The sequence below is a fragment of the Pseudomonas sp. M5A4_2d genome (genome assembly GCF_053345295.1).
The window spans coordinates 109,775-134,611 of record NZ_JBKEZW010000011.1 but is presented as its reverse complement, the minus strand read 5'-3'; the positions used below and the strand labels follow the sequence as shown (position 1 = coordinate 134,611).

Here is a 24,837-nt window from a genome sequence, read left to right as displayed (position 1 = left end):
ATGTCGCGCCCTGCCTGGTCCCTGTTCAACTACCAACTGATCGAGCCTGACGAGCAGCTGGATCTGTTCGCCTGCCAGGAAGTCCGGGTGCATCTGGTGGCGCGTCAACTGGAGTTGGGCGGCTCGATCGACCGCACACTCTGCGGCACATTATTGCCGGCGCAACCGCGCTGGTCGTCGGTGGGTCGCTCGATCTTTCAGGACCAGCGGTTGTGCCCATTGTGCCGGGCGATTCTCGAATCGCAAAAGCGCGGCACGCCGCTGATCTGGCCGGAACTGCGCTTCGAATAGCAGCAGGGCAGACTGATGCTTGAAGCGCGCTTCACGTATACAATCAGTTTTTTCCTACCCGTCGTTCTGCGAAGGATTTCCCGGATGTTGTCGCGCCTTTCCGTCGTTACCTGCTGCCTGTCTCTCGCTGCGCTTTGTGCGGCCGGTTCGGCGTCAGCCTTGCAGTTGCCCTTGCCACCGCCGGGTGAAGACATCGTTGGTCAGGTCCAGGTGATCAAGGCCAAGTACGAAGACACCTTCGCCGACCTGGGTACTACCTATGACCTGGGCTATTCGGAAATGGTCGCGGCCAACCCGGGTGTCGATGCCTGGTTGCCCGGCGCGGGTACGGAAATTGTGCTGCCCACGCGTTTCATCCTGCCGCCTGGCCCCCGCGAAGGCATTGTGATCAACCTGGCGGAATACCGGCTTTATTACTATCCCAAGGGCCAGAACGTGGTTTACACGTTCCCGTTGGGGATTGGCCGCGAGGGCTGGGGTTCACCCGTCGCGCACACCACCATCACGGGCAAGATCCCCAACCCGACCTGGACGCCACCCGCCTCGATCAAGGCCGAGCATGCCGCCAACGGCGACCCGCTGCCTAACGTGGTGCCGGCCGGTCCGGATAACCCGCTGGGGCCGTTCAAGTTCACGTTGGGCACGCCGGGGTATCTGATCCACGGTTCCAACATGAAATTTGGTATCGGCACGCGTACAAGCCACGGCTGCTTCCGCATGTTCAACAACAACGTGCTGGAAATGGCGAGCATGGTGCCGGTTGGCACGTCGGTGCGCATCATCAGCGATGCCTACAAGTTCGGCAGCAGTGGCGGCAAGGTCTACCTGGAAGCGCATACGCCGCTCAATGATGACGGCACACCGTCGGTCGTCGACAAGCACACCGCAGTGATCAACGCCTTGCTCAAGCGCGAAGATTTGGCCAATAACCTGCGGGTCAATTGGGATCAGGTGCGTGACGTGGTGGCGGCGGAAGATGGTTTGCCAACGGAGATTGGTGTGCCGGGCGGCAACGCGCCAGTGGTGTCGAGTACGCCGGTCGACCTGCAGCAATAAGCGGGCTCGATCAAACGCCCGCCCTGGCCTTGCGCTGCGGCGGGCTTCTTATTGCGCGCGATTCAGGGCTGAATTGCGGGCAATAAAAAGCCGATCCAAGAATGGATCGGCTTGATAACAACCCCGAAGGATTATTACTTGCGGCTTGCTTTTTCAAGCATGCGCAGAGCGCGCTCGTTAGCTTCGTCAGCAGTCTGTTGTGCTTTTTGAGCAGCAGCCAGAGCTTCATCAGCTTTACGGTAGGCTTCGTCTGCACGAGCCTGGGAGCGAGCTGCTGCGTCTTCAGTTGCAGTCAGACGAGCTTCGGTTTCTTTGGAGACGCTGCTGCAACCGGTAGCCAGAACTGCGGCCAGAGCCAGAGCAGAGAATTTCAGAACGTTGTTCATCGTGTTCCCCTTCAAGGACTTTCTATTAAATGGCTACTTTCTCAGAGTGAGCTGATAGCCGGCGTACATACTACTCATTACTTGTAGTAAGTAAACTGACGTAGCGCAAGAAGCAAAAAAAATTCTTGCGCCGAATCTATTTTGGCTAATCTTTTGGGGGTTTGTATAAAAACCCTCCGGAAATTTTCATATCAGTGGGAACTGGATCCAAGCTGAAAGGTCCGGCCCGCATGTGTTGGGCCTGCCAAACACGTGAAGATTTATATATCGACGTTGACACTTTTTTTCAGGTTGCCTTTGCCTCACCCGGTATCTTTTGCGCATGTAGAGGTGACTTTAAGAGCGGCAGTTCGTCTCAAGCTTCAACTGCCGGCAATGTTCAGGCTATCGATTGCTGATTGATCGAGGCTCTTTCTGTAACCACCAGCGGCAGGGGATGACGAGTGCGCCTTGAGCTATTGCAGGATTGGTGCCTACTATTCTCTACGTGCTGGTTGTGAGCGCTATAGGTTTTCTCGTTGTCGAAACCGGCACGGGGTGGCGTAGATGTTCCTTCGCCGGAAAAACATCGGTAAGGTAGGGGTCGAAATTCAAGACCCGCGAGGAGTAGTGATGAGCGAGGCGTTGTCCATCCACCATGACCAGGCTGGTCATCAGTTCGAGACCAATGTGGACGGTCATCGTGCCTATCTGACCTATATGGACCTCGGGAAGCAGACCCTGGACATCTATCGTACCTTCGTGCCCAACGCACTGCGGGGCCGCGGCATTGCTGCTGCGTTGACCGAGGAAGCGTTGAAGTTCGCAGAAGACGCCGGGTACACAGTCATCCCTTCGTGCTCCTACGTCGAACGCTACATGGAGCGCCACCAGCGCCATGCCGCGAAGCTGTAACTGATCAGTCGCACACAAAAACGCCGGGCTTAGCCCGGCGTTTTTGTGTGCGCAATTGCGTGGTTCAGGTGCGTTTGCGTTTGGGCAACACGTCCTTGAGCTTGGCGTGCATGCTGCGCAGGGTGGTTTCGGTGGCGGCCCAGTCGATGCAGGCATCGGTGATCGACACGCCGTACTGCAAGTCGGCCAGGTCTTTTGGAATCGCCTGGCAGCCCCAGTTCAAGTGGCTCTCGACCATCAAACCGATAATCGACTGGTTGCCTTCAAGAATCTGGTTGGCGACGTTTTCCATCACCAGCGGTTGCAGGGCCGGGTCCTTGTTGGAGTTGGCGTGGCTGCAGTCGACCATGATGTTCGGCTTGATCTTGGCTTTGTTCAGCGCCTGTTCGCACAGTGCAACGCTGACCGAATCATAGTTCGGCTTGCCGTTGCCACCGCGCAATACCACGTGGCCATAGGCGTTGCCCTTGGTGGTGACGATGGACACGCCACCTTCCTGGTTGATACCCAGGAAACGGTGCGGGCTGGACACCGATTGCAGTGCGTTGATCGCGACCGTCAGGCCGCCATCGGTGCCGTTCTTGAAGCCCACGGCCGAAGACAGGCCGGACGCCATTTCGCGGTGGGTCTGGGATTCGGTGGTGCGCGCGCCGATGGCCGACCAGCTGATCAGGTCTTGCAGGTATTGCGGGGAGATCGGGTCGAGGGCTTCGGTGGCGGTGGGCAGGCCCATTTCGGCGAGGTCCAGCAGCAACTGACGACCAATGTGCAAGCCGTCCTGAATCTTGAACGAGTCGTCCAGGTACGGGTCGTTGATCAAGCCTTTCCAGCCGACGGTGGTCCGCGGTTTTTCGAAATAGACGCGCATCACCAGGTACAGGGTGTCGGACACTTCCGCCGCCAGTACCTTGAGCCGCTCGGCGTATTCGTGGGCCGCCTTGAGGTCGTGGATCGAGCACGGCCCGATGACGACGAAGAGGCGGTGGTCGGTGCCGTCGAGAATGTCACGGATGACTTCGCGGCCCTTGGTGACGGTCTGCAGGGCAGCGTCGCTCAGAGGGATTTCGCGCTTGAGCTGATCGGGCGTGATCAGGGTCTCGTTGGATTCGACGTTTAGGTCATTGATCGGTAAATCAGCCATCGTGTTACTCGTCAGGGTCACGGGTGCCGGCCGCCAGCCATCCCCGTGCGGCGGAGCACAGCATGATTTGAATGCAGGGGGGAGGAACCTTAGCGCGTAACACGGGCCCGCGACAATGGGCAAAACCGGCTTTAATCCAGCGCTGGCGCCACAAAAGCCTCGTGGGAGAACTCAACGGCATGGCGCGAGACCCACTCGCGGGCCATGGCTTCGAGCTGGGCAGGGGTCGGCTCCGTGTCTTCGTGCAGGCGACAGTAGCGTTCTATCTGGCACACTTGCTCGCCCATTCGTGCACCGAACAACGCGTGCTCATCGGTAAAAGAGATGCCGACGCGATAGCCCTGGTCGACTTTGCGGCACCAGGCTACATAGCCCGGATAACGGGCGGTGGCGCCAAGGGACGGGATGTACAAATCAACGGCTGTGCCCTGGCGCAAGGCACGCGGGCAATTGCAGGCTACGCCGCCCAGGCCGATAGTGTGCAGGCGTTGCCGGGGAATGGCAGGGGAGGGACGTTGGATCAACTCGACAGCGACATCATCAGGGTGAGGTAAAAAACGACCCATGTACACGGACTCCGAGCGCCGTCCAGTTGACGGCAGTGGCAGCAGTATAGTGAAGGAACAGGAATTGACCGACCTGGATATTGACCAGCAATTGCTGGGATTGCCAGGTATTTCGCTGGTGGTGTTTACCAGCGTAGGCTGCTCCAGTTGCCGCTGGGCACGCCAGCAGTTACCGAGTTGGACGTTGCCGGTGGACCGCGTGTGCTGGGTCGATGCCGGGCACAACGGCGGAGCGGTCGAGCGCTACCAGATCTTTCATTTGCCCGCGTTGTTCCTCGTGTGCGAGGGTCAATTTCTTGGGCAATTACAGTCACGCCTTACGAATAAAGACCTTACCGACGCGGTGAATCACGCACTCACCCGCACACCAGAGGATTTGCCATGAGCGCAGTTGCACCCGAGTCGTCTCCACGTATTGGCATTATTGGCACCGGCGCGATCGGTGGGTTCTATGGGGTGATGCTGGCGCGGGCCGGGTTCGATGTGCACTTTCTGTTGCGCAGCGAATATGCAGCGGTCAGCGAACATGGCCTGCGCCTCAACAGCACGCTGCATGGCCAGTTGCACCTGCACCCGGTGCAGGCTTATGCCCGCGCCGCCGATATGCCTGCCTGCGATTGGCTGTTGGTCGGGACCAAGTCCACCGGCAATGTGGACCTGGCCCCGACCATCGCTCAGGTCGCAGCGCCGGACGCCAGGGTGGTGCTGTTGCAAAACGGCCTCGACGTCGAAGACAGCCTGCGTGAACACCTGCCGCCGTCGCTGCACCTGCTGGGCGGCCTGTGTTATATCGGCGTGCATCGTGCTGCGCCTGGCGTCGTCGAGCATCAGGCCCTGGGCCGGGTCAATCTGGGCTATCACAGTGGCACGGCGGCCAATGATGAGGCGCGCCAGAAGGCGATTGTCGAAGAGGGCGCCGCGCTCTTTCACAAGGCCGGTATCGAGTCCCAGGCCATGGCCAGCGTCCACTTGGCCCGCTGGCACAAGCTGGTGTGGAATGTGCCTTACAACGGCCTCTCCGTGTTGTTGGGTACCGGCACTACCGCAATGATGGCGGATGAATCGAGCCGCGAACTGATCCAGGCATTGATGGCTGAAGTGGTGAAGGGCGCCCATGCCTGCGGTCATGAAATCCCTGCCAGTTATGCCGAGCAGATGTTCGCCATGACCGAAACCATGGTTGACTACCTGCCGAGCATGTACCACGACCATGTGCACAAACGCCCGCTGGAGTTGGCGGCGATTTACGCACGGCCACTGGCCGCCGCCAAAGCCGCAGGTTGCGAATTGCCACGCATGGAAGCGCTTTATCAGGCATTGAGTTTTATTGATCGGCACAACCGCTGATTCGGGGGGGGGCACACCATGGCGAAAGGATTGGGCGACAAGTTGGTGCTGGCGATTTCGTCGCGGGCACTGTTCGACCTGAGCGACAGTCACAAGGTCTACCTGGCCGAAGGTGTGGAGGCTTACCGCAAATACCAGATCGAACACGAGGAAGAAACCCTCGAGCCCGGCGACGCGTTCCCACTGGTCAAGAAGTTGCTCAGTCTTAACGCCAGCCTGGGGCGTGCTCGCGTCGAGGTGGTGTTGGTGTCGCGCAACAGTGCCGATACCGGCTTGCGGGTGTTCAATTCGATCCAGCATTACGGTCTGGATATTTCCCGTGCTGCTTTCGTCGGCGGGCGTAGTCCCTATCCTTATTTGGCTGCATTTGGTTGCCATCTGTTTCTTTCGACCCATGCTGAAGACGTGCGCAGCGCACTCGATGCCGGTTTTGCGGCGGCGACGATTCTGTCGGGCGGTGCGCGTCGGGCATCGAGTGAAGAACTGCGGATTGCGTTCGACGGTGATGCAGTGCTGTTTTCCGATGAGTCGGAGCGTGTGTACCAGGCCGGCGGGCTGGAGGCGTTTCAGGCCAGCGAGCGCGAGTCGGCGCGCCAGCCTTTGCACGGCGGTCCGTTCAAGGGCTTCCTTGCGGCGCTCAACCTGTTGCAACGTGAGTTCGCGGATGACGCGTGCCCGATCCGCACGGCGCTGGTGACGGCGCGTTCTGCGCCCTCCCATGAGCGCGTGATTCGCACATTGCGCGAATGGGATATCCGCCTGGACGAGTCGCTGTTCCTTGGCGGCCTGGAGAAATCTGCATTTCTGGAGGCGTTTGCCGCTGACGTGTTTTTCGATGACCAGGCCGGTCATTGTGAGAAAGCCAGGGAGGTGGTGGCCACCGGGCATGTGCCCCATGGCATCAGTAATGAGTTGAAAATCCAGACCGAGCGCTAAGTCAGCCGAAGTCGTCAAGGCGCTGCTAAGCTCATTCAATCCCCGCCATCCTGGCAGTCCAGGAGGTTCTATGATTCGTTCGATGCTGTATGCCACGGACCTTGGTCTGTATGCGCCTTATGTCATGCAACACGCGCTGGCGCTGGCCCGAACGTTCAAGGCGGATTTGTATGTGATCCATGTGGTCGAGCCGATTGGGCTGTTCGCCGAATCGGTGTTGCAGAGCTATCTTGATGAGAAAGCCTTGAGTGAATGGCAGAGCCAGGGGCTTAACACCGTAATGGCGACGATTGAGCAGCGGGTACTGGACAGTTTCCGCGAGGAGTTGGGGGACGGGGAGCAAGACTTGAAGTTGATTCGCTCGGTGCGTGTGATTCAGGGGGACCCGTGCGAGGTGATTCTCGACCAGCTGCGTAAACTTTCCGTCGACCTGCTGATCGTAGGTAGTCACAGCCATGCAACCGCCGCCGCCACACCGCTTGGGCGCACGGCAGCGAGGGTGCTGCAACTGGCGACAGTGCCGGTTTACATGGTGCCGTCGCTGCAGCGTCGGCGCAGTGATGACAGTTGATCGGTAAAAACGATAAAAAGTTCTAGATTTATCCGTCTGACCTTTAATATAGTTATATACCGTCGCTGATACCCGTGGCGTCTATTTGCTTTGAGGGACATCTATGAAGCTTCAACAACTGCGCTACATCTGGGAAGTGGCGCACCACGACCTCAACGTTTCCGCTACCGCTCAAAGCCTCTACACCTCGCAACCCGGTATCAGCAAGCAGATCCGCCTGCTCGAAGACGAGCTGGGCGTCGAAGTGTTCGCGCGCAGCGGCAAGCACCTGACCCGCGTCACCCCGGCTGGCGAGCGCATCATCACCACCGCCGGTGAGATCCTGCGTAAAGTCGAAAGCATCAAGCAGATTGCCCAGGAGTTCTCCAACGAGAAGAAAGGCACCCTGTCGATCGCCACCACCCACACCCAGGCGCGTTATGCCTTGCCGCCGGTGATCCGCGATTTCATCAAGCAGTACCCCGACGTGGCGTTGCACATGCACCAGGGTTCGCCGATGCAGATCGCCGAGATGGCCGCTGATGGCACCGTTGACTTCGCCATTGCCACCGAAGCCCTGGAGCTGTTCGGCGACCTGGTGATGATGCCGTGCTACCGCTGGAACCGTTGCGTCGTCGTGCCCCAGGGTCACCCGCTGGCCAAGCTGCCGAAGTTGACCCTGGAAGCCCTGGCTGAATACCCGATCGTGACTTACGTGTTCGGTTTTACCGGCCGCTCCAAGCTCGACGAAGCCTTCAGCCATCGCGGCCTCACCCCGAAAGTGGTGTTCACCGCCGCCGACGCCGACGTGATCAAGACTTACGTGCGCCTGGGCCTGGGCGTGGGGATCGTCGCCAAGATGGCGGTCGACACCAACCTCGACAAAGACCTGGTGGTACTCGACGCCAGTGAGCTGTTCGAGTCCAGCGTGACCAAAATCGGCTTCCGTCGTGGCACATTCCTGCGCGGCTTCATGTGCGATTTCATCGAGAAGTTCGCACCGCACTTGACCCGCGAAGTCATGGCCAAGGCGATCCAGTGCCACAACAAGCAGGAACTGGAAGAGCTGTTCGACGGCGTAGAATTGCCCGTCCACTGAGTGGTTTATTTGGCCTCGGTAACCGTAAAATGTTGCCGAGCGCCTGCCACCAGAATCTCCACCTCATCACCTTCGAACTTGCCCAACAGGCTTTTGCCCAGAGGCGAGCGCGGGGTGATGACGGTTATCGGTTGCCCCACCACATCCACTTTCAGACCTGCTGCATCCGGCGCCAGGAACAGCCACTGCTGGCGACCGTTCTCGTCTTCCAGACCCAGTAGCGCACCGACTTCTATGCCGCGCTGATCATCATAAGCACGCAGTTGCAGGGTGTGGCACAGCGTCAGCGCCTGTTTGATTTCCTCGACGCGTTTGGCCTGCCCGGCCGCCAGGTAGGAAGCTTCCAGCCCCAGCGTGTCGTACTTGTTTTCCGCAATGTTTTCTTCGTGGGTCGCGGTTTCGTAGGCGGTCTGCGCGGCGCGCTGGGCGATGTCGAGGTCGACGGTGAGCTTTTCCAGGACCAACTGGTGAACGGCGTATTTATTCATGGCTGTGCTTGATCATTCGCAAAATTGCAGGACGTTCGCCTTGCTCTTTTCATTGGGGGCGTTCTGGTCCTGCTGCAGCCAGAACTGGCATTTGGGGTTGGACAGGTTGCGCGCATTGTTACGCGCCTGGTCCAGGGTTTGCTGTTGTTCCTGCTTGCGCAGGTTCTCCTGATACTGCTCGAACATGCGGTTCGGTGGCTCCGGCGCAACAACCGCGGGCTTGCCCAATTGTTGAACCGCCTGAGCAACCGGCGCCAGGGTTTGCACAAACACGTAGCGCGATGCCAGCCACGCGGTCAGCACGATGGCGATAAACCCAAGCCACAGGCCAAAAGCCACAGCCATACTGAGCTTGAACAGCGATAACGGACGATCAGACATGATTGTCTCCTGGCAGATAGTTGCGGCGTGACGACGATTGTCGCACAGCCACTGTGCAGAATAATCGCGATCAAGCCTTCTGCATCAGCGCATTTATGCGGACAATCGAGCCTTTGAGCGTTGGAGCCCGGAATGAAAGCCCGCTGGGATATTTTTTGCAGCGTCGTCGACAACTACGGCGACATTGGCGTGACCTGGCGCCTGGCCCGGCAATTGGTGGTGGAGCATGGGTGCGAAGTGCGCTTGTGGGTCGATGACCTGCGCGCCTTCGAGCGCATGTGCCCCGAAATTGATGTGCGACTGGACCAGCAATGGCAAGAGGGTGTGGAGGTTCGCCACTGGCCGGCGCCGTGGCACGACACGCCCTCTGCCGATGTCGTGATTGCCGCTTTCGCTTGCCAGTTGCCGCCCGATTATATGGAAGCCATGGCCGCGCGGGAACGCACGCCGTTGTGGATGAACCTGGATTACCTTAGCGCTGAAGACTGGGTGGTGGGGTGCCATCGCTTGCCGTCGGTGAAGTTCAAGGGCGTGCAGAAGTACTTTTTCTTCCCTGGCTTTCGTTCGGGTACGGGTGGGTTGCTGCGAGAGTCCGGCTTGCTGGAGCAGCGTCATGCCTTTCAGCAGGATCGCGCCGCGCAGCAACAATTCCTGCAAGCGCTGGGCGTATTTCCTGCGATCGGTGCACGGTTGATGTCGCTGTTTGCCTACGAAAACGCCGGGCTCGCCAGTTGGCTGGAGGTGTTGGCGACGGACGGGCGTGCCACTCATCTATTGGTGCCGGAAGGGCGGATCCTCGGCGATGTACAGCGTTGGCTCGGCGTAGAAGGGCTGGCGGTGGGGGATATCCATCAGCGTGATGCCCTGACCGTGCAGGTACTACCGTTCGTACGCCAGGAACAATATGACCGCCTGCTGTGGTGCTGCGACTTCAACGCCGTGCGCGGCGAAGACTCGTTCGTACGCGCCCAGTGGGCCGGGCGCCCGTTGTTGTGGCACATCTATCGCCAGGATGAAGACATCCACCTGGACAAGCTTGATGCTTTTCTCGAGCTCTACACCGCGGCCTTATCGCCGGCAGCCAAAGCCGCGCTGGTTGCGCTCTGGCAAGCCTGGAACGCTGATGGCGATATGGCACAACCGTGGAAAATGCTGCTGGAGCACTGGGCTGAGGTGTCTCAGAACGCCGAGACGTGGTGTCTGGAACAAGGCTTGCAGGCCGATCTTGCGACGGCGCTGGTACAGTTTTATGAAAGTTGGATATGATACGCGACCTTGATTTTTGTAAATCCCATCCAAATTTCGGATATACGCAATGAAAACTGGTAAAGAACTGAAACCCGGTACAGTGATCCGTCTCGAAAACGACCCTTGGCTGGTTCAGAAAGCTGAGTTCACCAAGTCTGGTCGTAACAGCGCAATCATGAAGACCAAGCTGAAGAACCTGCTGACCGGTTACAAGACCGAGATCGTCTACAGCGCCGATGACAAACTGGACGACGTGATCCTCGACCGCAAAGAAGCGACCCTGTCCTTCATCAGCGGCGACACCTACACGTTCATGGACACTTCCGACTACACCATGTACGAACTGAACGCTGAAGATATCGAAGCCGTTCTGCCGTTCGTGGAAGAAGGTATGGAAGACGTCTGCGAAGCTATCTTCTTTGAAGACCGCCTGGTTTCCGTAGAGCTGCCGACCACCATCGTGCGTCAGGTTGACTACACCGAAGGTTCCGCTCGCGGCGACACTTCGGGCAAGGTAATGAAGCCTGCCAAATTGAAAAACGGTACCGAACTGGCCGTTGCAGACTTCATCGAGATCGGCGACATGATCGAGATCGACACCCGCGAAGGCGGTTCGTACAAAGGTCGCGCCAAGAAGTAATTCTGGCCCTGCCGATACGAAAAAAACCCGACCTGGCGTCGGGTTTTTTTATGGGCGTTTATTAATCAGACCGTCACGTGCAGGCGCACATCGACGTTGCCACGGGTGGCGTTGGAGTATGGGCAGACTTGGTGAGCGGCATCGACCAGGCTTTGCGCATCATCTTGGGCCAGGCCCGGCAGGCTCACGTGCAGGTCGATGTCCAGGCCGAAACCACCGGGGATTTGACCAATGCCGACGTGGGCGGTGATCGAAGCGTCATCCGGGATTTTGCGCTTGGTCTGGCTGGCGACGAACTTCAGGGCACCGATAAAGCAGGCCGAGTAGCCGGCGGCAAACAGTTGTTCAGGGTTGGTGGCTTGGCCGCCGGCACCGCCCAGCTCTTTGGGGGTAGAAAGTTTGACGTCGAGGATGTTGTCGCTGGAAACCGCACGACCATCACGGCCGCCGGTGGCGGTGGCTACTGCGGTATAGAGAGTTTGCATGGTGTCGTCCTCTTGGGTTGTTAGCGCTAAATGTTTGCGCGCTAAGTAGTTGGCGAGGCAAATGTATAGCGCTAATGTTTAGTGCGCAAGATAAATTACAAAAAATTTTGCAATGCGTAATCTACTGGCCCACCACACAAACAAATGTGGGAGCTGGCTTGCCTGCGATTACGGTGTGTCAGTCGATGTATTCATGACTGAAGTACCACGATCGCAGGCAAGCCAACTCCCACATTTGGTAGTTGGCGTTTGGTCTACCGCGTCAGACGTTAGCCTGCAGCTTTCCCCGCAATGCAATCAAATCGCTTTGCAACGTGCGCAACTGCTCCAGCTCCAGGCCGCTGGCGCCGAGGATGCAGTGGGGAATCCCCTTGGCTTTTTCCTGCAAGCCGCGGCCGGCGGCGGTGAGCTCCACCACTACCACGCGCTCATCTTCACGGCTGCGGGTGCGGCTGAGCAGGCCTTCGGCTTCCAGGCGCTTGAGCAAGGGTGTCAGGGAGCCCGGATCGGTCAGCAGACGGCTGCTGATTTCGCCGACGGTCAAACCATCTTCTTCCCACAGCACCATCATGGCCAGGTACTGCGGATAGGTCAGGCCGAGGGCTTGCAGCAAAGGCTTGTAAACCTTGGTCATCAGCAGCGAAGTGGAGTGCAGGGCGAAACACAGCTGGTTGTCCAGCATCAGGGATTCGCAAGGGGCGGGATTTTTGCTCATGGCGGTGCCTCGAAAAAGCGTGTCTGGGCTGGAATCTAGCGGGCAAATCTTTAATGCGCCAGATAATTCTGGCCGAGTAGTCAGACCAGGCCGCTTTGCAGTGCCAGATCCCACGGTGGCACGGGGCTGAAGCGCGACTTGAGGTATTCCAGCAACAACCGGCTACGGGCATTGGCCTGCTGTTCCAGGCGCAGGGCATAGATGCCGGTGGTTTCCGGGCTGGGCAGGCCGTTTTCGCAAAACAGTGGCAGCAGTTCGCCACGCACCAGGTATTCACTGGCCAGCCAGGTCGGTAAATGCGCAATACCCAGCCCGGCGAGAGCGCCCGAGAGCAGCGCTTCAGCGTTATTGGCACTCATGCGAATGCGCCGCGGGCGATAGGTGGCGCGGCGCCCGTCCAGTTCAAAGCGCCAGGCGAACATCGGCGCCAGTCCGTCCCAGTCGAGCCCGTCATGCTCGCTCAGGTCCCGGGGATGGGTCGGCGTGCCACGGTTTTTCAGGTACGCCGGGCTGGCGCAGGCGATACGCACGATGCTGGCCAAGGGTGTGGCGATAAGGCGGGTATCGACGATATGCCCGGCGCGCAGCACCAGGTCGACCTTGCCCAGGTGCGCTCCCTGCATATCGACGAAACTGTCGATCAAATGCAGGTGCACATCCAGCCCCGGGTATACGTTCAAAAAGTCCGCAATCACCGGCGCCAAGTGCCGTCGCCCGAACGCGGCCGGGGCGTCCACACGAATCAAGCCTTCCGGCGCATGGCTCAACGACACCGCCTCGGCACGCGCCAGCTGCAACTCGCTGACGATTCGCCGCGCTCGCTCCGCAAAGGCCAGGCCGGCCGGGGTCGGCACCACCGCGTGGGTGCTGCGCTGAAACAAGCGGCTGCCCACCGAGTTTTCCAGGCTGTCGATGCGCCGGGCCACTGCCGACGGGGTCAGCGGATGGCGGCGGGCGGCGGCGGAAAAACTGCCGGTCTCCAGTACATCGAGAAACAGGCCGAGTTGATCGGTCAGGGCATTCGGGTTCATGGGCAAGCGCTTATGCGAGATTGGCACAGCCATTGTGCGTTGCTGTGCCTTTGCGCGCCAGAGACGACTGCGTAGCATGCGAGGCCTGGGCTTTTGGAGTAATGAGCGGTGTTGGATCTAGCGATGTATCTGGTATTGGGCGCGGCCCTCGGCACCGTAGGCGGCCTGTTCGGCATTGGTGGCGGGCTGATTGCGATCCCGGTACTCGGCGTGTTGTTCGGCCTCGATCAACAGCTTGCCCAAGGCACGGCGCTGGTGATGGTGGTGCCCAACGTAATGCTGGCCCTGTGGCGTTACCACCAGCGCAACCGCATCGAACTGCGCCACGCGCTCCCGTTGGGCGTCATGGGCTTCTGCTTCGCCTGGCTCGGCTCGATCTGGGCAGTCGGCCTGGATGCCGGCGCCATGCGCATCGGTTTTATCGCGTTCTTGCTGACGCTGTCGGCGTACAACCTGTTGCGCATGTTCACCCGTAATGCGCCACCGACTGCGCAGATGCGGTATTCCTGGCCCTGGCTTGGCGTGCTGGGTGCCGCCTCCGGCTCCATGGGCGGTTTGTTTGGAGTGGGCGGGGCGGTGGTCGCCACGCCGGTGTTGACCAGCCTGTTCGGCACCTCCCAGGTGGTAGCCCAAGGCCTGTCCCTGGCCTTGGCGTTGCCCAGCACCGGCGTCACCCTGGTCACCTACGCCTGGCACCACGAAGTGGACTGGATGATCGGCGTTCCACTGGCGGTGGGTGGCCTGTTGAGTATCAGTTGGGGCGTGAAAGTTGCCCACGCGCTGCCGGAGCGGGTGCTGCGCGGCTTGTTCTGCGGTTTTCTGGCGGTGTGCGCGGTGATGCTGACCTTTAAAGTTTGAATCCTTCGAGGATGTACTCGGCCAGGCATTCGGTGATCGGCGAAGTCATGGCCGGGTTGCGCAGTAGCCGCAAATTAACCGACGGCAACGGCGGAAATCCCTCGTCACTGCCGAGTACGCGCAGGTCGTCTGTCACCAGGCTTTCCATGCTGACGGTCACTGCCAGGCCTGCGCTGACTACCGCCTGGATCGCCGCCCCGTTGGAGCTGTGGTAGGCCAGGCGATAGTCGCGCCCAATGGATTCGAGGGCGGAGCGGGTCCAGTGGGTGCAGAAACTGTCCACCCCGGAAATGGCCAGCGGCAGCGACTCATGCTCGTCCACACAGAAGCATGGCGCCGCCACCCAGACCATGCGCTCATTGCGCAACAGTTCGCCGATTTCACTGCCTGGCTCCCGGCTGATCACCGTCAGGGCCAGATCGCGGCGCTGCATCAACACCAATGACGATTCGCAGTGCATTTCGATCTGGATCAGCGGGTACGCTTTGGAGAACCGCTTGAGAATCCCCGGCAGGAAGCGCATCACGTAATCGTCCGGCGTACCGATGCGCACCAATCCGACCATATGGGGCTCGCGCAGGGTGTTGAACACTTCGCTGTGCAGCTTGAGAATGCGCCGCGCATAGCCCAGCAGGACCTGGCCTTCAGGTGTCAGTCGCACCTGGCGGCCGTCGCGTTCGAATAGCTTGCGTTGCAGCACGTCTTCTTCCAGGCGCTTCATCTGCATGCTCACCGCCGATTGCGTGCGATTGACCAGCTCGCCAGCACGGGTAAACCCGCCCTGATCGGCGATGGCGACGAAGGTGCGCAGCACTTCTGTGTCGATGCTCGGGTAGCCGGACAATTGATCAATCTCCGAGATGTATTGCATAAGAAACATTCGTTGGATTGATCATAAGGCCGGGCACACACTCTCGTCATCCCCACTGGAGGGCGAGAAGATGAAAGGTCAGAAAGGTTTTGTGTTGATGACGAAACGCCCGTTTTTCGGGCTGTTTCAGGTGGTGGCCCGTTGGCAGGCGCTGCACCATGAGCGTCAGGTGCTGGCGAACTTGAGTGATGATGCGCTCAAGGACATCGGGCTCAATCGTGGCGACGTGGAGCAGGACCGCCACCTGCATTTCTGGCAAGACCCGCTGCGCAAGTGACCCAGGATGCAGTAGGGTAGTCGGCGAGCCCATACGGAGAATTCCATGCCCGTCGACCTGTGTTTTTCACTCAAGCAAGCTCGACGCATGGCGCTGGCGGCCCAGGGTTTTTCCGGGCGCCAGGCGCCTGCAGTGATCAAGGCTGCGCACCTCAACCGCGTGATTGATCGCTTGGGCGTGTTGCAGATCGATTCGGTCAATGCGGTGGTGCGCTCCCACTACCTGCCGCTGTTTTCCCGCCTGGGTCATTACGCCCCTTTGCTCCTTGAGGATGCCGCCTGGAGCCAGGGGCGGCGGCGCTCGCTATTTGAATATTGGGGCCATGAGGCCTCTTTGCTGCCGATGGCGTTGTACCCGTTGATGCGCTGGCGCATGGAAAGGGCAAAGCTGGGGCAGGGGATTTATGCGCAGATGGCGCGTTTTGGGCGTGAACAGCAGGCCACTGTTCATCGCGTCCTGCGTGCCGTCGAGGAGCAGGGCGCGTTGGGCGCGGGCAGTTTGTCCACCCGTGAAGAGCGCGCCGGCCCCTGGTGGGATTGGAGTGATGAAAAACATGCGCTCGAATGGCTGTTCGCCGCCGGCCTGGTCACCGTCGCCGGGCGGCGTGGTTTTGAGCGCCTCTACGATTTGCCGGAGCGGGTCATCCCCGGCGACATCCTTCACCAGGCTACCTTGAGCGAAGCTGAGGCCCAGCGCGGCTTGCTGCTGCACAGTGCGAGTGCATTGGGTGTGGCAACCGAAAAGGACCTGCGCGATTATTTCCGCCTGGACCCCGCCGACAGCCGTAACCGCCTGGCGGAGTTGGTCGAGGATGGGCAACTGCTGGCGTGCCGGGTGCAGGGCTGGACGCAACCGGCTTACTGCCTGCCCGAGCCGAAAGTACCCCGCAAGGTGGTGGCCAGTGCATTGCTGTCGCCGTTCGATTCGCTGATCTGGGAGCGCAGCCGCACCGAGCGTCTGTTCGGTTTCCGCTATCGGCTGGAGATCTACACCCCGCAGGCAAAACGGGTTTACGGCTACTACGTGCTGCCGTTTTTGCACAACGAACGGATCGCTGCACGTGTGGACCTGCGCGCCGAACGCGCCAACGGGCGCCTGGCGGTGCATGCGGTGCACGAAGAAGAACCGGGGCTGGACGAAGCGGGGATGCAGGCACTGGCGTTGAACCTGCGGCAAATGGCTGACTGGTTGGGGTTGGAACAGGTCCAGCTCAATTGTCAGCGGCCGAGTGCCGCTCGGTTAAGAGCGGCAATGCTCGACTTGGATAGTGGCCTTTAGCGCCCCCACGCGGGCAGGCCCGACTCCCACAGGAGTACGCGGTGGAATGTGGGAGCCGGGCTTGCTTGCGATGGCGTCGGCCGGTCAAGTCAACGTCTCAGCGTTTGACCTGTTTTAAGGTCTCGGCAATCAGGAACGCCAGTTCCAGCGACTGATCGGCATTCATCCGTGGGTCGCAATGGGTGTGGTAGCGGTCCGACAAGCCGTCTTCGGTGATCGGCCGTGCGCCGCCGATGCATTCGGTAACGTTCTGCCCGGTCATCTCGATATGAATCCCGCCGGCATACGAGCCCTCGGCCTGATGCACCTGGAAGAACTCCTTCACCTCGCCAAGAATCTGCGCAAAGTCGCGGGTCTTGTAGCCGCTGCTGGCCTTGATGGTGTTGCCATGCATCGGGTCCGAGCTCCACAGCACCTGCTTGCCTTCACGCTGCACGGCGCGGATCAGGTTGGGCAGGTGGTCGCCGACCTTGCCTGCGCCCATGCGCGCGATCAGGTTGAGGCGGCCGGGGTCGTTGTCCGGGTTGAGGATGTCGATCAGGCGGATCAGGTCCTCCGGGTTCATGCTCGGGCCGACCTTGACGCCGATCGGGTTGTTGACCCCGCGCAGGAATTCGACGTGGGCACCGTCCAACTGACGGGTGCGGTCGCCGATCCACAGCATGTGGGCCGAGCAGTCGTAGTAGTCGTTGGTCAGGCTGTCGCGGCGCACGAAGGCTTGTTCATAGTTGAGCAGCAGCGCTTCGTGGGCGGTGAAGAAACTGGTTTCGCGCAGCTGCGGCGAGCTGTCCATGCCGCAGGCGCGCATGAAGGCCAGGGTTTCGTCGATGCGGTCCGCCAGTTGGCTGTACTTCTCGGCCAGCGCGGAGTTGGCGATGAAGTCCAGGTTCCACTTGTGCACTTGATGCAGGTCGGCAAAACCGCCTTGGGCAAACGCGCGCAGCAAGTTAAGCGTGGCGGTGGACTGGTGATAGGACTGCAGCAGGCGGTCCGGGTCCGGCACGCGGCTTTTTTCGTCGAAACCGATGCCGTTGACGATGTCGCCGCGGTAGGCGGGCAGGGTAATGCCGTCGATGGTTTCATCGTTGGCCGAGCGCGGCTTGGCGAACTGGCCGGCCATGCGCCCGACTTTCACCACCGGGCAGCCGGCGGCGAAGGTCATCACAATCGCCATCTGCAGCAGCACCTTGAAGGTGTCGCGGATTTTTGCAGCCGAGAACTCGGCGAAGCTCTCGGCGCAGTCGCCGCCCTGCAACAGGAACGCGCGGCCCTGGGTCACTTCGGCAAACTGACGGCGCAACTCGCGGGCTTCCCCGGCAAACACCAGTGGCGGGTAGCTGGCCAGGTTCTGCTCCACTTGCAGCAAGTGTGCAGCGTCCGGGTACTGGGGTTGTTGCTGGATCGGCAGGGCGCGCCAGCTATCGGGGCTCCAGGGTTGGCTCATCGTGAACTCGATTGGTTGATTGACGGTCGGGCGCCAATGTTATCAGCAATTAGTGCGTGACCTGTTGCCGCCGGTTGGCCGACAATCGCGCCTTTGCCGTGCGGTAAACCCTTTAGGAGTAGTGATGACCGAGGAGCGTGTCGAGCGCCTGCTGGCCGAAGTCCATGATGATTTCGGCATGATCCGTGTGCTCGAAGTGGCCGATTACCGGTTTCTCGAGTTTGGCGATGCCATCGAGCAAAGTTGCGTATTTACCGCCGACCCGAGCTGGCTGGAGTACGACTACACCCGTGCAATGTTGATTGGTGCGTTGTGCCATGAGCAGCCGGAAAGCGCGCTGTTCCTGGGCCTTGGCGCCGGCACGCTGACCCAGGCGTGCCTCAAGTTCCTGCCGCTGGAAGACGTCGAAGCCATCGAGCTGCGCCCGGATGTGCCACGCCTGGCTATTGAGTACCTGGGGCTGGATGACGATCCGCGCCTGTACATCCGCATTGGTGACGCGCTGCAATTGCTCGACAGCGCGGAGACGGCCGACCTGATTTTCGTCGACCTGTACACCGATGTTGGCCCGGGCGTCGGGCATCTGGCCTGGACCTTTCTGGAAAACTGCCAAAAGAAACTCAACCCGGGTGGCTGGCTGGTGATCAACCAGTGGGCGACCGACGACGGCAAACCACTGGGCGCGGCCTTGCTGCGCGGGTTGTATCACCGGCACTACTGGGAGCTGCCGGTGAAGGAGGGCAATGTGATTCTGCTGGTGCCTTCGGAGCTTGATCAGGAATTGGACCTGCCTGCGCTGTCGGCCCGTGCCGAAGCGCTGGCGCCGCGGTTGGGGTATTCGTTGCAGGCGTTGATCAAGGCTATTCGGCCGGCGACCTAGTCGACTGTTCCGACGCCTTCGCGAGCAAGCCCGCTCCCACATTCGGCCGCATTCCAAAGGATGTACGCGTACAAATGTGGGAGCGGGCTTGCTCGCGAAGAGGCCAGCACTGTCGACGGCTAAATCAAGATGTTCAAATACCTTTAAATACCCCCGGGCGCTTCTCAATCATCGCCCGCACACCTTCTTTAGCATCCTCACTGTTCAACAATTTCTCCACCAATGGCTGCAACCCTGCCGCCGCGACGGTCTCGCCCTCCATGCGCGCCTGACGCGCCGACATCAACGTCGCCTGCACGCCCAGCGGCGCCTGGCGGGCAATGCGGCTGGCCAGTTCGATGGCACGGGGCAGCAGGTCTTCACTGGCCATCACTTCCTGCACGAGCCCGAGACGCAGCGCTTCATGCGCGTCGAATTCATCACCGGTGAGCAACCAGCGCATCGCATTGCCCCAACCGGCCACTTGATGGAAGCGCAATGTCGCGCCGCCAAACGGAAAGATCCCACGCTGTACTTCCATCTGCGCAAAGCGCGTATTGCTCGCGCAAATATTGATATCCGCCGCCAGCATCAACTCGATACCGATAGTCAGGCAGTAACCCTGAGCCGCGACGATCACCGGTTTGCTGACCCTGGGCCCGGCGAACACGCCCCACGGATCGCACCCACCCAAGGGCGGTTGCCAGCCGCCCGACATCACGCCGCTGACATTGGCCAGGTCCAGCCCGGCGGTGAAGTGGTCGCCGTGGGCAAACACCACGGCGACCCGCGCGTCGTCGTTTCGATCAAATTCGCCGTAGGCCAGGCTCAGCTCATTGAGCAACTCCAGGTCAAAGGCGTTGCGCTTTTCCACCCGGTTCAGGCCCAACAGCAGGACATGGCCCTGTAATTCACGACTGACGCGACGGCTGTTGGCTTGATTCATCGGGTGGGCCCTCAGGGCTTGGTTAAGGTTTCAGACCAAAGGGTCTTGATGGATAGGTGAACCGTTTAAGTGTTATGACCAACAGGGCCGGGCCTTTGAAAAATAGACCCTGGCGCGGGTATCTGCAAAGACTGTGACGCAGCGCGGTTTATCGGCGCTTTCAGATAAAAAAAGCTCCCTTTTTCAGGTATTTCCGGTATAGTGCGCGCCGGCCTTTAACCGGGCCGCGTTTAGGTAGCGCAATTCCCCGAAGTCAGCTTCGGCTGCACGTCCGCACAGCGGACTCTCCCTTGACGAATCTTTTTCATTCATTCGTTTTCGCAAATCCCCGCCGACAAAGCAGCCAGGGCGACTCTTGAGTCTCAACACGGCATGCGCAGCTTTGGAGCATGGGTCTTTGCGGATGCACTTAGAGGCAGACCCATGACCCAGGAAACCGGCGGCTTCGCCGCTTTTAATCTTAACCCGAACATTCTTGCTGCCGTCATCGCGACTGGCTACGAAGAACCTTCGGCTATTCAGCAGCAATCGATCCCGATCATCATGGCCGGCCAGGACATGATTGGCCAGGCGCAAACCGGTACCGGTAAAACCGCCGCGTTCGCCCTGCCTATTCTGCATTGCATCGATCCTGCCAAGCGCGAGCCGCAAGCCCTGATCCTGGCGCCAACCCGTGAGTTGGCGCTGCAAGTAGCAACCGCTTTCGAAACCTACGCCAAGCAAATGCCAGGCGTAACCGTTGTGGCCGTTTACGGCGGCGCGCCTATGGGCCCACAACTGAAAGCAATCCGTAACGGCGCACAGATCGTTGTCGCCACCCCGGGCCGTCTGTGCGACCACCTGCGTCGTGACGAAAAAGTCCTGTCGACCGTGAACCACCTGGTTCTGGACGAAGCTGACGAAATGTTGAAGCTGGGCTTCATGGATGACCTGGAAGTCATCTTCAAGGCACTGCCACCGACCCGTCAGACCGTACTGTTCTCGGCGACCCTGCCACAGTCGATCCGTGCCATTGCCGAACGCCACCTGCGCGATCCGCAACACGTGAAGATCCAGACCAAGACTCAGACCGTTACCGCGATCGAACAGGCTCACCTGTTGGTTCACGCTGACCAGAAGACCTCGGCTGTATTGAGCCTGCTGGAAGTTGAAGACTTCGACGCCCTGATCATGTTCGTGCGCACCAAGCAAGCGACCCTGGACCTGGCCAGTGCCCTGGAAGCCAAAGGCTACAAAGCCGCTGCGCTGAACGGTGACATTGCCCAGAACCAACGTGAGCGCGTAATCGACTCCCTCAAGGATGGCCGTCTGGACATCGTTGTGGCGACCGACGTTGCTGCCCGTGGCCTCGACGTTCCACGTATCACCCACGTGTTCAACGTTGACATGCCGTACGACCCAGAGTCCTACGTTCACCGTATCGGCCGTACCGGCCGTGCCGGTCGCGAAGGTCGTGCACTGCTGCTGGTGACTCCGCGTGAGCGCCGCATGCTGCAAGTGATCGAGCGCGTTACCGGTCAGAAAGTTGCCGAAGTCCGCCTGCCGGATGCCCAGGCTGTTCTCGATGCACGCATCAAGAAGCTGACCAACAGCTTGTCGCCGCTGGTGGCTGATGCTGAATCGACTCACGGCGAACTGCTGGACCGCCTGACTGCCGATATCGGTTGCACCCCACGTGCCCTGGCTGCAGCTTTGCTGCGCAAAGCAACCAACGGTCAGGCCCTGACCCTGGCAGCCATCGAGAAAGAACGCCCACTGGTTCCGAACAACGCGCCACGCGGTGATCGTCCAGAGCGTACCGGTGACCGTCCAGACCGTGGTGATCGTGAGCGTCGCGCTCCGGTTCCATTGGCTGAAGGCCGTGCTCGCTGCCGTACCGCGCTGGGCGCGCGCGATGGCATCGCTGCCAAGAACCTGCTGGGCGCTATCCTCAACGAGGGTGGCCTGGCACGTGAAGCGATCGGTCGCATTCAGGTCCGTGACAGCTTCTCCCTGGTGGAGCTGCCGGAAGACGGCCTGGAAAAACTGCTGGCCAAGCTGAAAGACACTCGCGTTGCCGGTAAGCAGCTGAAGCTGCGTCGCTACCGCGAAGATTGATCCGCCCTTGGGCTGATTGATCGCACATAAAAAATCCCCGACTGGTTCGGGGATTTTTTTGCCTGGCATTTCTGGAGGACTACGCGATCAACTGTGGGAGCTGGCTTGCCTGCGATAGCGGTGTGCCCGCCAACATTTCGGGCAACTGACACACCGCCGCCTGAGTCACCGCTCTACCAGACACCCAAAACCCCATGTGGGAGCGGGCTTGCTCGCGAATGCAGTCTTTCAGACACATGGATGCTGACTGAGCCACCGCATTCGCGAGCAAGCCCGCTCCCACAGTTGATCTCTGTTGTCGATTAGAGAGAATTTCAGGCTCAGCCCAGCAGGCGCGCCAGTGCTTCTGGGCAGGATGGGCAATACAGCTCCCACCTTTAGATCTTTGTTAGCCGAAACGGTAGATGTCCATCCCAAGCGCGCCCATCGTGAACCCCTGATGCGCCACACTGAAGTCGCCACCGGCGCCACGCGCAAAGTACAGCGGCAACAGGTGTTCATCGCTGGGATGGCTGCGCACGGCATGGGGCGCCTGGCGGCGATAGTCGTGCAAGGCCACGTCGTCGTTGGCGGCGAGTTTATCCACCACCCAGTCGCGGAAGTCGCGTGCCCAGGGCTCGATGCTCTCGGGGCCGGCGTGCCAGTTCAGCTCGCCGAGGTTGTGGGTGATGCTGCCGGAGCCGATCAACAGCACGCCATGCTCGCGCAAACCGGCGAGCGCGTGCCCGACTCGGGTCTGCAGGGCCGGGCCCATGCGGCTGGGCAGCGAGACTTGCACCACTGGAATATCTGCCGCCGGGTACATCAGCGACAGCGGCACCCACGTGCCGTGGTCGAAGGGGCGGCGACCATCGATTCGCGCATCCAGGCCGTCAGTATTGAGCAGGTCGACAATTTCACTCGCCAACTGTGGGTCGCCCGGCGCCGGGTATTGCACGGCAAACAGTTCGCGGGGGAAACCCCCGAAATCGTGCCAGGTTTCCGGAGCGGCGCTGCCGGTGACGAGTAATTCTTGGCTTTCCCAGTGCGCGGACACTACTACAATCGCCTTGGGCCGTGGCAGTTCAGCCGCCAAACGCCGCAGCGCCGGGCCGCTGGCGCCAGGTTGCAGCGCAAGCATGGGTGAGCCGTGGGAGATAAACAGGCTGGGGAGCATAAGTGGGGTCCTGAGCGTTAAGATGGGCTCATCTTCAATCAGATCATTGATCTAAATCTAATATAAGTTTTAGCCCCTTTTGATCGAATTTTCAGGGTGATTTATGGAGCCTAAGTTTTGGCAAGAGCGTTGGGCGCGCAACCAGATCGGTTTTCATCTGCCCGAGGTCAATCCCTACCTGCTGCGGCATTGGCCAACGCTGGGCTTGGCTGATGGAGCCAAGGTGCTGGTACCGCTGTGTGGCAAAAGCCTGGATTTAATCTGGCTGGCGAGTCTCGAATATCCGGTGATGGGCGTGGAGTTGTCGGAGCAGGCAGTTGAAGCCTTCTTCAGTGAGCAGTCGCTGACACCGCATATTCGCCAGCAAGGTGTGTTCAAGGTGTATCAGTCCGGGCTGATCGAGGTGTGGTGTGGCGACTTCTTTGCTCTCGACGCCGGTGCGGTGAACGATTGCACAGCGCTATACGACCGTGCGGCGTTGATCGCGTTGCCGCCACTGATGCGGGCGCAATATACCGAGCATCTCAATAGTCTGCTGCGGCCTGGCTGCAAAGGATTGTTGATCACGCTGGATTATGACCAGACGCAGAAGGTCGGCCCACCGTTTGCGGTAACCGACGAAGAAGTCCGGGTGTTGCTCGGCTCCCGTTGGGGCCAGGAGGTGTTGGAAGAGCGAGACATCCTGAGCGAGAGCTGGAAGGCTATGCAGGACGGTGTCACGCGTCTTGAAGAGCGTGCCTATCGGTTGGACAAGGTGTAAATCGCGGGCATAAAAAAGGGGCGATCAAATCGCCCCTTTTTGCGTAGCTACCGGTTATCAGCCCCGGCGACGCAGCGCGTCGATACGCTCTTCCAGCGGTGGGTGGCTCATGAACATGCGTGCAAAGCCTTGCTTGATGCCACCGTTGATACCAAAGGCTGTCAGGCTGTCGGGCATGTGCACCGGCAGGCCCTGTTCGGAGCGCAGGTGTTGCAGCGCTGCGATCATTGCCCCGGTACCGGCCAGGCGGGCACCGGCTTCGTCTGCGCGGAATTCGCGTTTGCGCGAGAACCACATGGTGATGGCACTGGCCAGGAAGCCCAGCACCACTTCCGCGAAGATGGTCGCCACGAAGTAGGCAATGCCACGGCCCTCTTCGTTCTTGAAGATCACCTTGTCGACGAAGTTGCCGATGATCCGTGCGAAGAACATCACGAAGGTGTTCACCACGCCTTGTACCAGCGCCAGGGTAACCATGTCGCCGTTGGCCACGTGACCGATCTCGTGGGCCAGTACTGCCTTCACTTCATCGTATGAGAAGCGTTCCAGCATGCCCTGGCTCACCGCAACGAGCGCGTCGTTCTTGTTCCAGCCGGTGGCAAAGGCGTTGGCTTCATAGGCCGGGAAGATCCCGACCTCAGGCATCTTGATTCCGGCCTCGCGGGACAATTGCTCAACGGTTTGCAGCAACCATTGCTCATGCCGGGTGCGTGGCTGGGTGATGACCTGGGTGCTGGTGCTCATCTTTGCCATCCACTTGGAGATGAACAGCGAGAACAGTGAGCCGGCAAAACCAAAGACCGCACAGAAAACCAGCAGCTGATTGAGGTTCAGATCAACCCCGTTGGCCGCCATGAACCCGTTGAAGCCAAAAAGGCTCAGGGTGATGCTGGCAATCAGCACGACCGCCAGGTTAGTGGCCAAGAACAGCAGGATGCGCATCATGGTTGTAGAGTTCTCCTCATGCTTAATATGTCGCGTACTGCGGGGTATATAAGGTGCGGCCTGGGGTGATTCAACCGAGCGACTATTTCAAA

The 24,837-nt window shown here is 60.0% G+C and carries 29 protein-coding genes; 16 read left to right on the top strand and 13 right to left on the bottom strand.

Annotation, left to right across the window (positions count from 1 at the left end; translation table 11 throughout):
• On the top strand, window positions 1-291 hold the full coding sequence (locus ACLBW8_RS23865) for a hypothetical protein (RefSeq protein ID WP_064451527.1): 291 nt from the start codon (window positions 1-3) through the stop codon (window positions 289-291).
• An 84-nt stretch (window positions 292-375) separates the two neighbouring features.
• The gene (locus tag ACLBW8_RS23860; RefSeq protein ID WP_064451528.1) at window positions 376-1,347 is read left to right on the top strand and encodes a L,D-transpeptidase family protein; all 972 of its coding nucleotides are present in this window, start codon (window positions 376-378) and stop codon (window positions 1,345-1,347) included.
• A gap of 134 nt (window positions 1,348-1,481) precedes the next feature.
• Here ACLBW8_RS23860 and oprI read toward each other — a convergent pair whose 3' ends face one another.
• Window positions 1,482-1,733, bottom strand: coding sequence for an outer membrane lipoprotei OprI (gene oprI, locus ACLBW8_RS23855; protein WP_003172710.1), 252 nt, complete (start codon window positions 1,731-1,733; stop codon window positions 1,482-1,484).
• 612 nt (window positions 1,734-2,345) lie between these two features.
• On the opposite strand from oprI, the gene ACLBW8_RS23850 reads away from it, so the two are divergent.
• Entirely contained in the window at window positions 2,346-2,627 is a 282-nt protein-coding gene (locus ACLBW8_RS23850) for a GNAT family N-acetyltransferase (RefSeq protein WP_064451529.1), read from the top strand.
• Window positions 2,628-2,691: 64 nt separating this feature from the next.
• On the opposite strand, the gene ACLBW8_RS23845 is transcribed toward ACLBW8_RS23850, so the two are convergent.
• Together ACLBW8_RS23845 and ACLBW8_RS23840 are read right to left on the bottom strand one after the other, a co-directional pair.
• Window positions 2,692-3,768 carry a 3-deoxy-7-phosphoheptulonate synthase gene (locus ACLBW8_RS23845; RefSeq protein WP_053255142.1) on the bottom strand — a complete coding sequence of 359 codons (1,077 nt, stop codon included), beginning with the start codon at window positions 3,766-3,768 and terminating at the stop codon, window positions 2,692-2,694.
• 131 nt (window positions 3,769-3,899) lie between these two features.
• The gene (locus ACLBW8_RS23840) at window positions 3,900-4,334 is read right to left on the bottom strand and encodes a PilZ domain-containing protein (protein ID WP_064451530.1); all 435 of its coding nucleotides are present in this window, start codon (window positions 4,332-4,334) and stop codon (window positions 3,900-3,902) included.
• Here ACLBW8_RS23840 and ACLBW8_RS23835 point away from each other — a divergent pair.
• The 5 genes from ACLBW8_RS23835 (at window position 4,333) to cysB (ending at window position 8,266) form a co-directional block, all read left to right on the top strand.
• Complete coding sequence (locus tag ACLBW8_RS23835) at window positions 4,333-4,719, top strand: thioredoxin (protein WP_053255144.1); 387 nt, start codon at window positions 4,333-4,335, stop codon at window positions 4,717-4,719. The genes ACLBW8_RS23840 and ACLBW8_RS23835 overlap by 2 nt on opposite strands.
• The gene (locus ACLBW8_RS23830; protein ID WP_064451532.1) at window positions 4,716-5,681 is read left to right on the top strand and encodes a putative 2-dehydropantoate 2-reductase; all 966 of its coding nucleotides are present in this window, start codon (window positions 4,716-4,718) and stop codon (window positions 5,679-5,681) included. Before ACLBW8_RS23835 ends, ACLBW8_RS23830 begins: the two co-directional genes overlap by 4 nt.
• 18 nt (window positions 5,682-5,699) lie before the next feature.
• The gene (locus ACLBW8_RS23825) at window positions 5,700-6,617 is read left to right on the top strand and encodes a 5'-nucleotidase (protein WP_064451533.1); all 918 of its coding nucleotides are present in this window, start codon (window positions 5,700-5,702) and stop codon (window positions 6,615-6,617) included.
• A 70-nt stretch (window positions 6,618-6,687) separates the two neighbouring features.
• Window positions 6,688-7,188, top strand: coding sequence for a universal stress protein (locus ACLBW8_RS23820; protein ID WP_064451534.1), 501 nt, complete (start codon window positions 6,688-6,690; stop codon window positions 7,186-7,188).
• A 103-nt stretch (window positions 7,189-7,291) separates the two neighbouring features.
• Window positions 7,292-8,266: an HTH-type transcriptional regulator CysB gene (gene cysB, locus ACLBW8_RS23815; protein ID WP_003189876.1), complete on the top strand. Its 975-nt coding sequence runs from the start codon at window positions 7,292-7,294 to the stop codon at window positions 8,264-8,266.
• A gap of 5 nt (window positions 8,267-8,271) precedes the next feature.
• Here cysB and ACLBW8_RS23810 read toward each other — a convergent pair whose 3' ends face one another.
• The gene (locus ACLBW8_RS23810; RefSeq protein ID WP_447806452.1) at window positions 8,272-8,754 is read right to left on the bottom strand and encodes a GreA/GreB family elongation factor; all 483 of its coding nucleotides are present in this window, start codon (window positions 8,752-8,754) and stop codon (window positions 8,272-8,274) included.
• Window positions 8,755-8,766: 12 nt separating this feature from the next.
• A complete protein-coding gene (locus ACLBW8_RS23805; protein WP_064451536.1) occupies window positions 8,767-9,135 on the bottom strand; it encodes a hypothetical protein in 369 nt (122 codons plus the stop codon).
• Between the two features lie 132 nt (window positions 9,136-9,267).
• Here ACLBW8_RS23805 and earP point away from each other — a divergent pair, with 132 nt between their 5' ends.
• Together earP and ACLBW8_RS23795 are read left to right on the top strand one after the other, a co-directional pair.
• Window positions 9,268-10,401: an elongation factor P maturation arginine rhamnosyltransferase EarP gene (gene earP / locus ACLBW8_RS23800; RefSeq protein WP_447806451.1), complete on the top strand. Its 1,134-nt coding sequence runs from the start codon at window positions 9,268-9,270 to the stop codon at window positions 10,399-10,401.
• Between the two features lie 49 nt (window positions 10,402-10,450).
• Window positions 10,451-11,023 carry an elongation factor P gene (locus tag ACLBW8_RS23795; RefSeq protein ID WP_064451538.1) on the top strand — a complete coding sequence of 191 codons (573 nt, stop codon included), beginning with the start codon at window positions 10,451-10,453 and terminating at the stop codon, window positions 11,021-11,023.
• A 65-nt stretch (window positions 11,024-11,088) separates the two neighbouring features.
• On the opposite strand, the gene ACLBW8_RS23790 is transcribed toward ACLBW8_RS23795, so the two are convergent.
• From ACLBW8_RS23790 to ACLBW8_RS23780, 3 genes are all read right to left on the bottom strand, one after another.
• Window positions 11,089-11,508 (bottom strand): organic hydroperoxide resistance protein, encoded by a 420-nt coding sequence (locus tag ACLBW8_RS23790; protein ID WP_034126737.1) that lies wholly within the window; start codon window positions 11,506-11,508, stop codon window positions 11,089-11,091.
• Between the two features lie 262 nt (window positions 11,509-11,770).
• Window positions 11,771-12,223, bottom strand: a complete 453-nt coding sequence (locus ACLBW8_RS23785) for a MarR family winged helix-turn-helix transcriptional regulator (protein ID WP_064451539.1) — start codon at window positions 12,221-12,223, stop codon at window positions 11,771-11,773.
• 80 nt (window positions 12,224-12,303) lie between these two features.
• Window positions 12,304-13,254: a LysR family transcriptional regulator gene (locus tag ACLBW8_RS23780; RefSeq protein WP_447806450.1), complete on the bottom strand. Its 951-nt coding sequence runs from the start codon at window positions 13,252-13,254 to the stop codon at window positions 12,304-12,306.
• Between the two features lie 108 nt (window positions 13,255-13,362).
• On the opposite strand from ACLBW8_RS23780, the gene ACLBW8_RS23775 reads away from it, so the two are divergent.
• Complete coding sequence (locus tag ACLBW8_RS23775) at window positions 13,363-14,112, top strand: sulfite exporter TauE/SafE family protein (protein WP_064451540.1); 750 nt, start codon at window positions 13,363-13,365, stop codon at window positions 14,110-14,112.
• On the opposite strand, the gene ACLBW8_RS23770 is transcribed toward ACLBW8_RS23775, so the two are convergent.
• Window positions 14,102-14,983, bottom strand: coding sequence for a LysR family transcriptional regulator (locus tag ACLBW8_RS23770; RefSeq protein WP_064451541.1), 882 nt, complete (start codon window positions 14,981-14,983; stop codon window positions 14,102-14,104). The genes ACLBW8_RS23775 and ACLBW8_RS23770 overlap by 11 nt on opposite strands.
• Before the next feature lie 70 nt (window positions 14,984-15,053).
• Here ACLBW8_RS23770 and ACLBW8_RS23765 point away from each other — a divergent pair, with 70 nt between their 5' ends.
• Both ACLBW8_RS23765 and ACLBW8_RS23760 read left to right on the top strand, forming a co-directional pair.
• A complete protein-coding gene (locus ACLBW8_RS23765; RefSeq protein WP_064451542.1) occupies window positions 15,054-15,260 on the top strand; it encodes a DUF1127 domain-containing protein in 207 nt (68 codons plus the stop codon).
• A gap of 45 nt (window positions 15,261-15,305) precedes the next feature.
• On the top strand, window positions 15,306-16,538 hold the full coding sequence (locus ACLBW8_RS23760; RefSeq protein WP_221294286.1) for a winged helix-turn-helix domain-containing protein: 1,233 nt from the start codon (window positions 15,306-15,308) through the stop codon (window positions 16,536-16,538).
• A gap of 97 nt (window positions 16,539-16,635) precedes the next feature.
• Here the strand turns inward: ACLBW8_RS23760 and ACLBW8_RS23755 are convergent, their stop codons facing one another.
• Window positions 16,636-17,982, bottom strand: a complete 1,347-nt coding sequence (locus ACLBW8_RS23755; RefSeq protein WP_064451544.1) for a class II 3-deoxy-7-phosphoheptulonate synthase — start codon at window positions 17,980-17,982, stop codon at window positions 16,636-16,638.
• Between the two features lie 124 nt (window positions 17,983-18,106).
• On the opposite strand from ACLBW8_RS23755, the gene ACLBW8_RS23750 reads away from it, so the two are divergent.
• Window positions 18,107-18,862, top strand: a complete 756-nt coding sequence (locus ACLBW8_RS23750; RefSeq protein ID WP_447806449.1) for a spermidine synthase — start codon at window positions 18,107-18,109, stop codon at window positions 18,860-18,862.
• A gap of 133 nt (window positions 18,863-18,995) precedes the next feature.
• Here ACLBW8_RS23750 and ACLBW8_RS23745 read toward each other — a convergent pair whose 3' ends face one another.
• Window positions 18,996-19,787, bottom strand: a complete 792-nt coding sequence (locus tag ACLBW8_RS23745; protein ID WP_064451546.1) for a crotonase/enoyl-CoA hydratase family protein — start codon at window positions 19,785-19,787, stop codon at window positions 18,996-18,998.
• A 423-nt stretch (window positions 19,788-20,210) separates the two neighbouring features.
• Here ACLBW8_RS23745 and ACLBW8_RS23740 point away from each other — a divergent pair, with 423 nt between their 5' ends.
• Window positions 20,211-21,884, top strand: a complete 1,674-nt coding sequence (locus ACLBW8_RS23740) for a DEAD/DEAH box helicase (protein WP_053255160.1) — start codon at window positions 20,211-20,213, stop codon at window positions 21,882-21,884.
• 388 nt (window positions 21,885-22,272) lie between these two features.
• Here ACLBW8_RS23740 and ACLBW8_RS23735 read toward each other — a convergent pair whose 3' ends face one another.
• On the bottom strand, window positions 22,273-23,040 hold the full coding sequence (locus tag ACLBW8_RS23735; RefSeq protein ID WP_447806448.1) for a DODA-type extradiol aromatic ring-opening family dioxygenase: 768 nt from the start codon (window positions 23,038-23,040) through the stop codon (window positions 22,273-22,275).
• 103 nt (window positions 23,041-23,143) lie between these two features.
• Here ACLBW8_RS23735 and ACLBW8_RS23730 point away from each other — a divergent pair, with 103 nt between their 5' ends.
• A complete protein-coding gene (locus ACLBW8_RS23730) occupies window positions 23,144-23,800 on the top strand; it encodes a thiopurine S-methyltransferase (RefSeq protein WP_447806447.1) in 657 nt (218 codons plus the stop codon).
• A gap of 57 nt (window positions 23,801-23,857) precedes the next feature.
• Here the strand turns inward: ACLBW8_RS23730 and htpX are convergent, their stop codons facing one another.
• Window positions 23,858-24,745, bottom strand: a complete 888-nt coding sequence (gene htpX / locus ACLBW8_RS23725) for a protease HtpX (RefSeq protein WP_064451549.1) — start codon at window positions 24,743-24,745, stop codon at window positions 23,858-23,860.
• Between the last annotated feature and the right edge of the window lie 92 nt (window positions 24,746-24,837).

Bases quoted from the DNA above. Each gene is read 5' to 3' on its own strand.
- ACLBW8_RS23865 (WP_064451527.1), top strand. From the start codon at position 1: ATGTCGCGCCCTGCCTGGTCCCTGTTCAACTACCAACTGATCGAGCCT.
- ACLBW8_RS23860 (WP_064451528.1), top strand. From the start codon at position 376: ATGTTGTCGCGCCTTTCCGTCGTTACCTGCTGCCTGTCTCTCGCTGCG.
- oprI (WP_003172710.1), bottom strand. From the start codon at position 1,733: ATGAACAACGTTCTGAAATTCTCTGCTCTGGCTCTGGCCGCAGTTCTG.
- ACLBW8_RS23850 (WP_064451529.1), top strand. From the start codon at position 2,346: ATGAGCGAGGCGTTGTCCATCCACCATGACCAGGCTGGTCATCAGTTC.
- ACLBW8_RS23845 (WP_053255142.1), bottom strand. From the start codon at position 3,768: ATGGCTGATTTACCGATCAATGACCTAAACGTCGAATCCAACGAGACC.
- ACLBW8_RS23835 (WP_053255144.1), top strand. From the start codon at position 4,333: ATGTACACGGACTCCGAGCGCCGTCCAGTTGACGGCAGTGGCAGCAGT.
- ACLBW8_RS23840 (WP_064451530.1), bottom strand. From the start codon at position 4,334: ATGGGTCGTTTTTTACCTCACCCTGATGATGTCGCTGTCGAGTTGATC.
- ACLBW8_RS23830 (WP_064451532.1), top strand. From the start codon at position 4,716: ATGAGCGCAGTTGCACCCGAGTCGTCTCCACGTATTGGCATTATTGGC.
- ACLBW8_RS23825 (WP_064451533.1), top strand. From the start codon at position 5,700: ATGGCGAAAGGATTGGGCGACAAGTTGGTGCTGGCGATTTCGTCGCGG.
- ACLBW8_RS23820 (WP_064451534.1), top strand. From the start codon at position 6,688: ATGATTCGTTCGATGCTGTATGCCACGGACCTTGGTCTGTATGCGCCT.
- cysB (WP_003189876.1), top strand. From the start codon at position 7,292: ATGAAGCTTCAACAACTGCGCTACATCTGGGAAGTGGCGCACCACGAC.
- ACLBW8_RS23810 (WP_447806452.1), bottom strand. From the start codon at position 8,754: ATGAATAAATACGCCGTTCACCAGTTGGTCCTGGAAAAGCTCACCGTC.
- ACLBW8_RS23805 (WP_064451536.1), bottom strand. From the start codon at position 9,135: ATGTCTGATCGTCCGTTATCGCTGTTCAAGCTCAGTATGGCTGTGGCT.
- earP (WP_447806451.1), top strand. From the start codon at position 9,268: ATGAAAGCCCGCTGGGATATTTTTTGCAGCGTCGTCGACAACTACGGC.
- ACLBW8_RS23795 (WP_064451538.1), top strand. From the start codon at position 10,451: ATGAAAACTGGTAAAGAACTGAAACCCGGTACAGTGATCCGTCTCGAA.
- ACLBW8_RS23790 (WP_034126737.1), bottom strand. From the start codon at position 11,508: ATGCAAACTCTCTATACCGCAGTAGCCACCGCCACCGGCGGCCGTGAT.
- ACLBW8_RS23785 (WP_064451539.1), bottom strand. From the start codon at position 12,223: ATGAGCAAAAATCCCGCCCCTTGCGAATCCCTGATGCTGGACAACCAG.
- ACLBW8_RS23780 (WP_447806450.1), bottom strand. From the start codon at position 13,254: ATGAACCCGAATGCCCTGACCGATCAACTCGGCCTGTTTCTCGATGTA.
- ACLBW8_RS23770 (WP_064451541.1), bottom strand. From the start codon at position 14,983: ATGCAATACATCTCGGAGATTGATCAATTGTCCGGCTACCCGAGCATC.
- ACLBW8_RS23765 (WP_064451542.1), top strand. From the start codon at position 15,054: ATGAAAGGTCAGAAAGGTTTTGTGTTGATGACGAAACGCCCGTTTTTC.
- ACLBW8_RS23760 (WP_221294286.1), top strand. From the start codon at position 15,306: ATGCCCGTCGACCTGTGTTTTTCACTCAAGCAAGCTCGACGCATGGCG.
- ACLBW8_RS23755 (WP_064451544.1), bottom strand. From the start codon at position 17,982: ATGAGCCAACCCTGGAGCCCCGATAGCTGGCGCGCCCTGCCGATCCAG.
- ACLBW8_RS23750 (WP_447806449.1), top strand. From the start codon at position 18,107: ATGACCGAGGAGCGTGTCGAGCGCCTGCTGGCCGAAGTCCATGATGAT.
- ACLBW8_RS23745 (WP_064451546.1), bottom strand. From the start codon at position 19,787: ATGAATCAAGCCAACAGCCGTCGCGTCAGTCGTGAATTACAGGGCCAT.
- ACLBW8_RS23740 (WP_053255160.1), top strand. From the start codon at position 20,211: ATGACCCAGGAAACCGGCGGCTTCGCCGCTTTTAATCTTAACCCGAAC.
- ACLBW8_RS23735 (WP_447806448.1), bottom strand. From the start codon at position 23,040: ATGCTCCCCAGCCTGTTTATCTCCCACGGCTCACCCATGCTTGCGCTG.
- ACLBW8_RS23730 (WP_447806447.1), top strand. From the start codon at position 23,144: ATGGAGCCTAAGTTTTGGCAAGAGCGTTGGGCGCGCAACCAGATCGGT.
- htpX (WP_064451549.1), bottom strand. From the start codon at position 24,745: ATGATGCGCATCCTGCTGTTCTTGGCCACTAACCTGGCGGTCGTGCTG.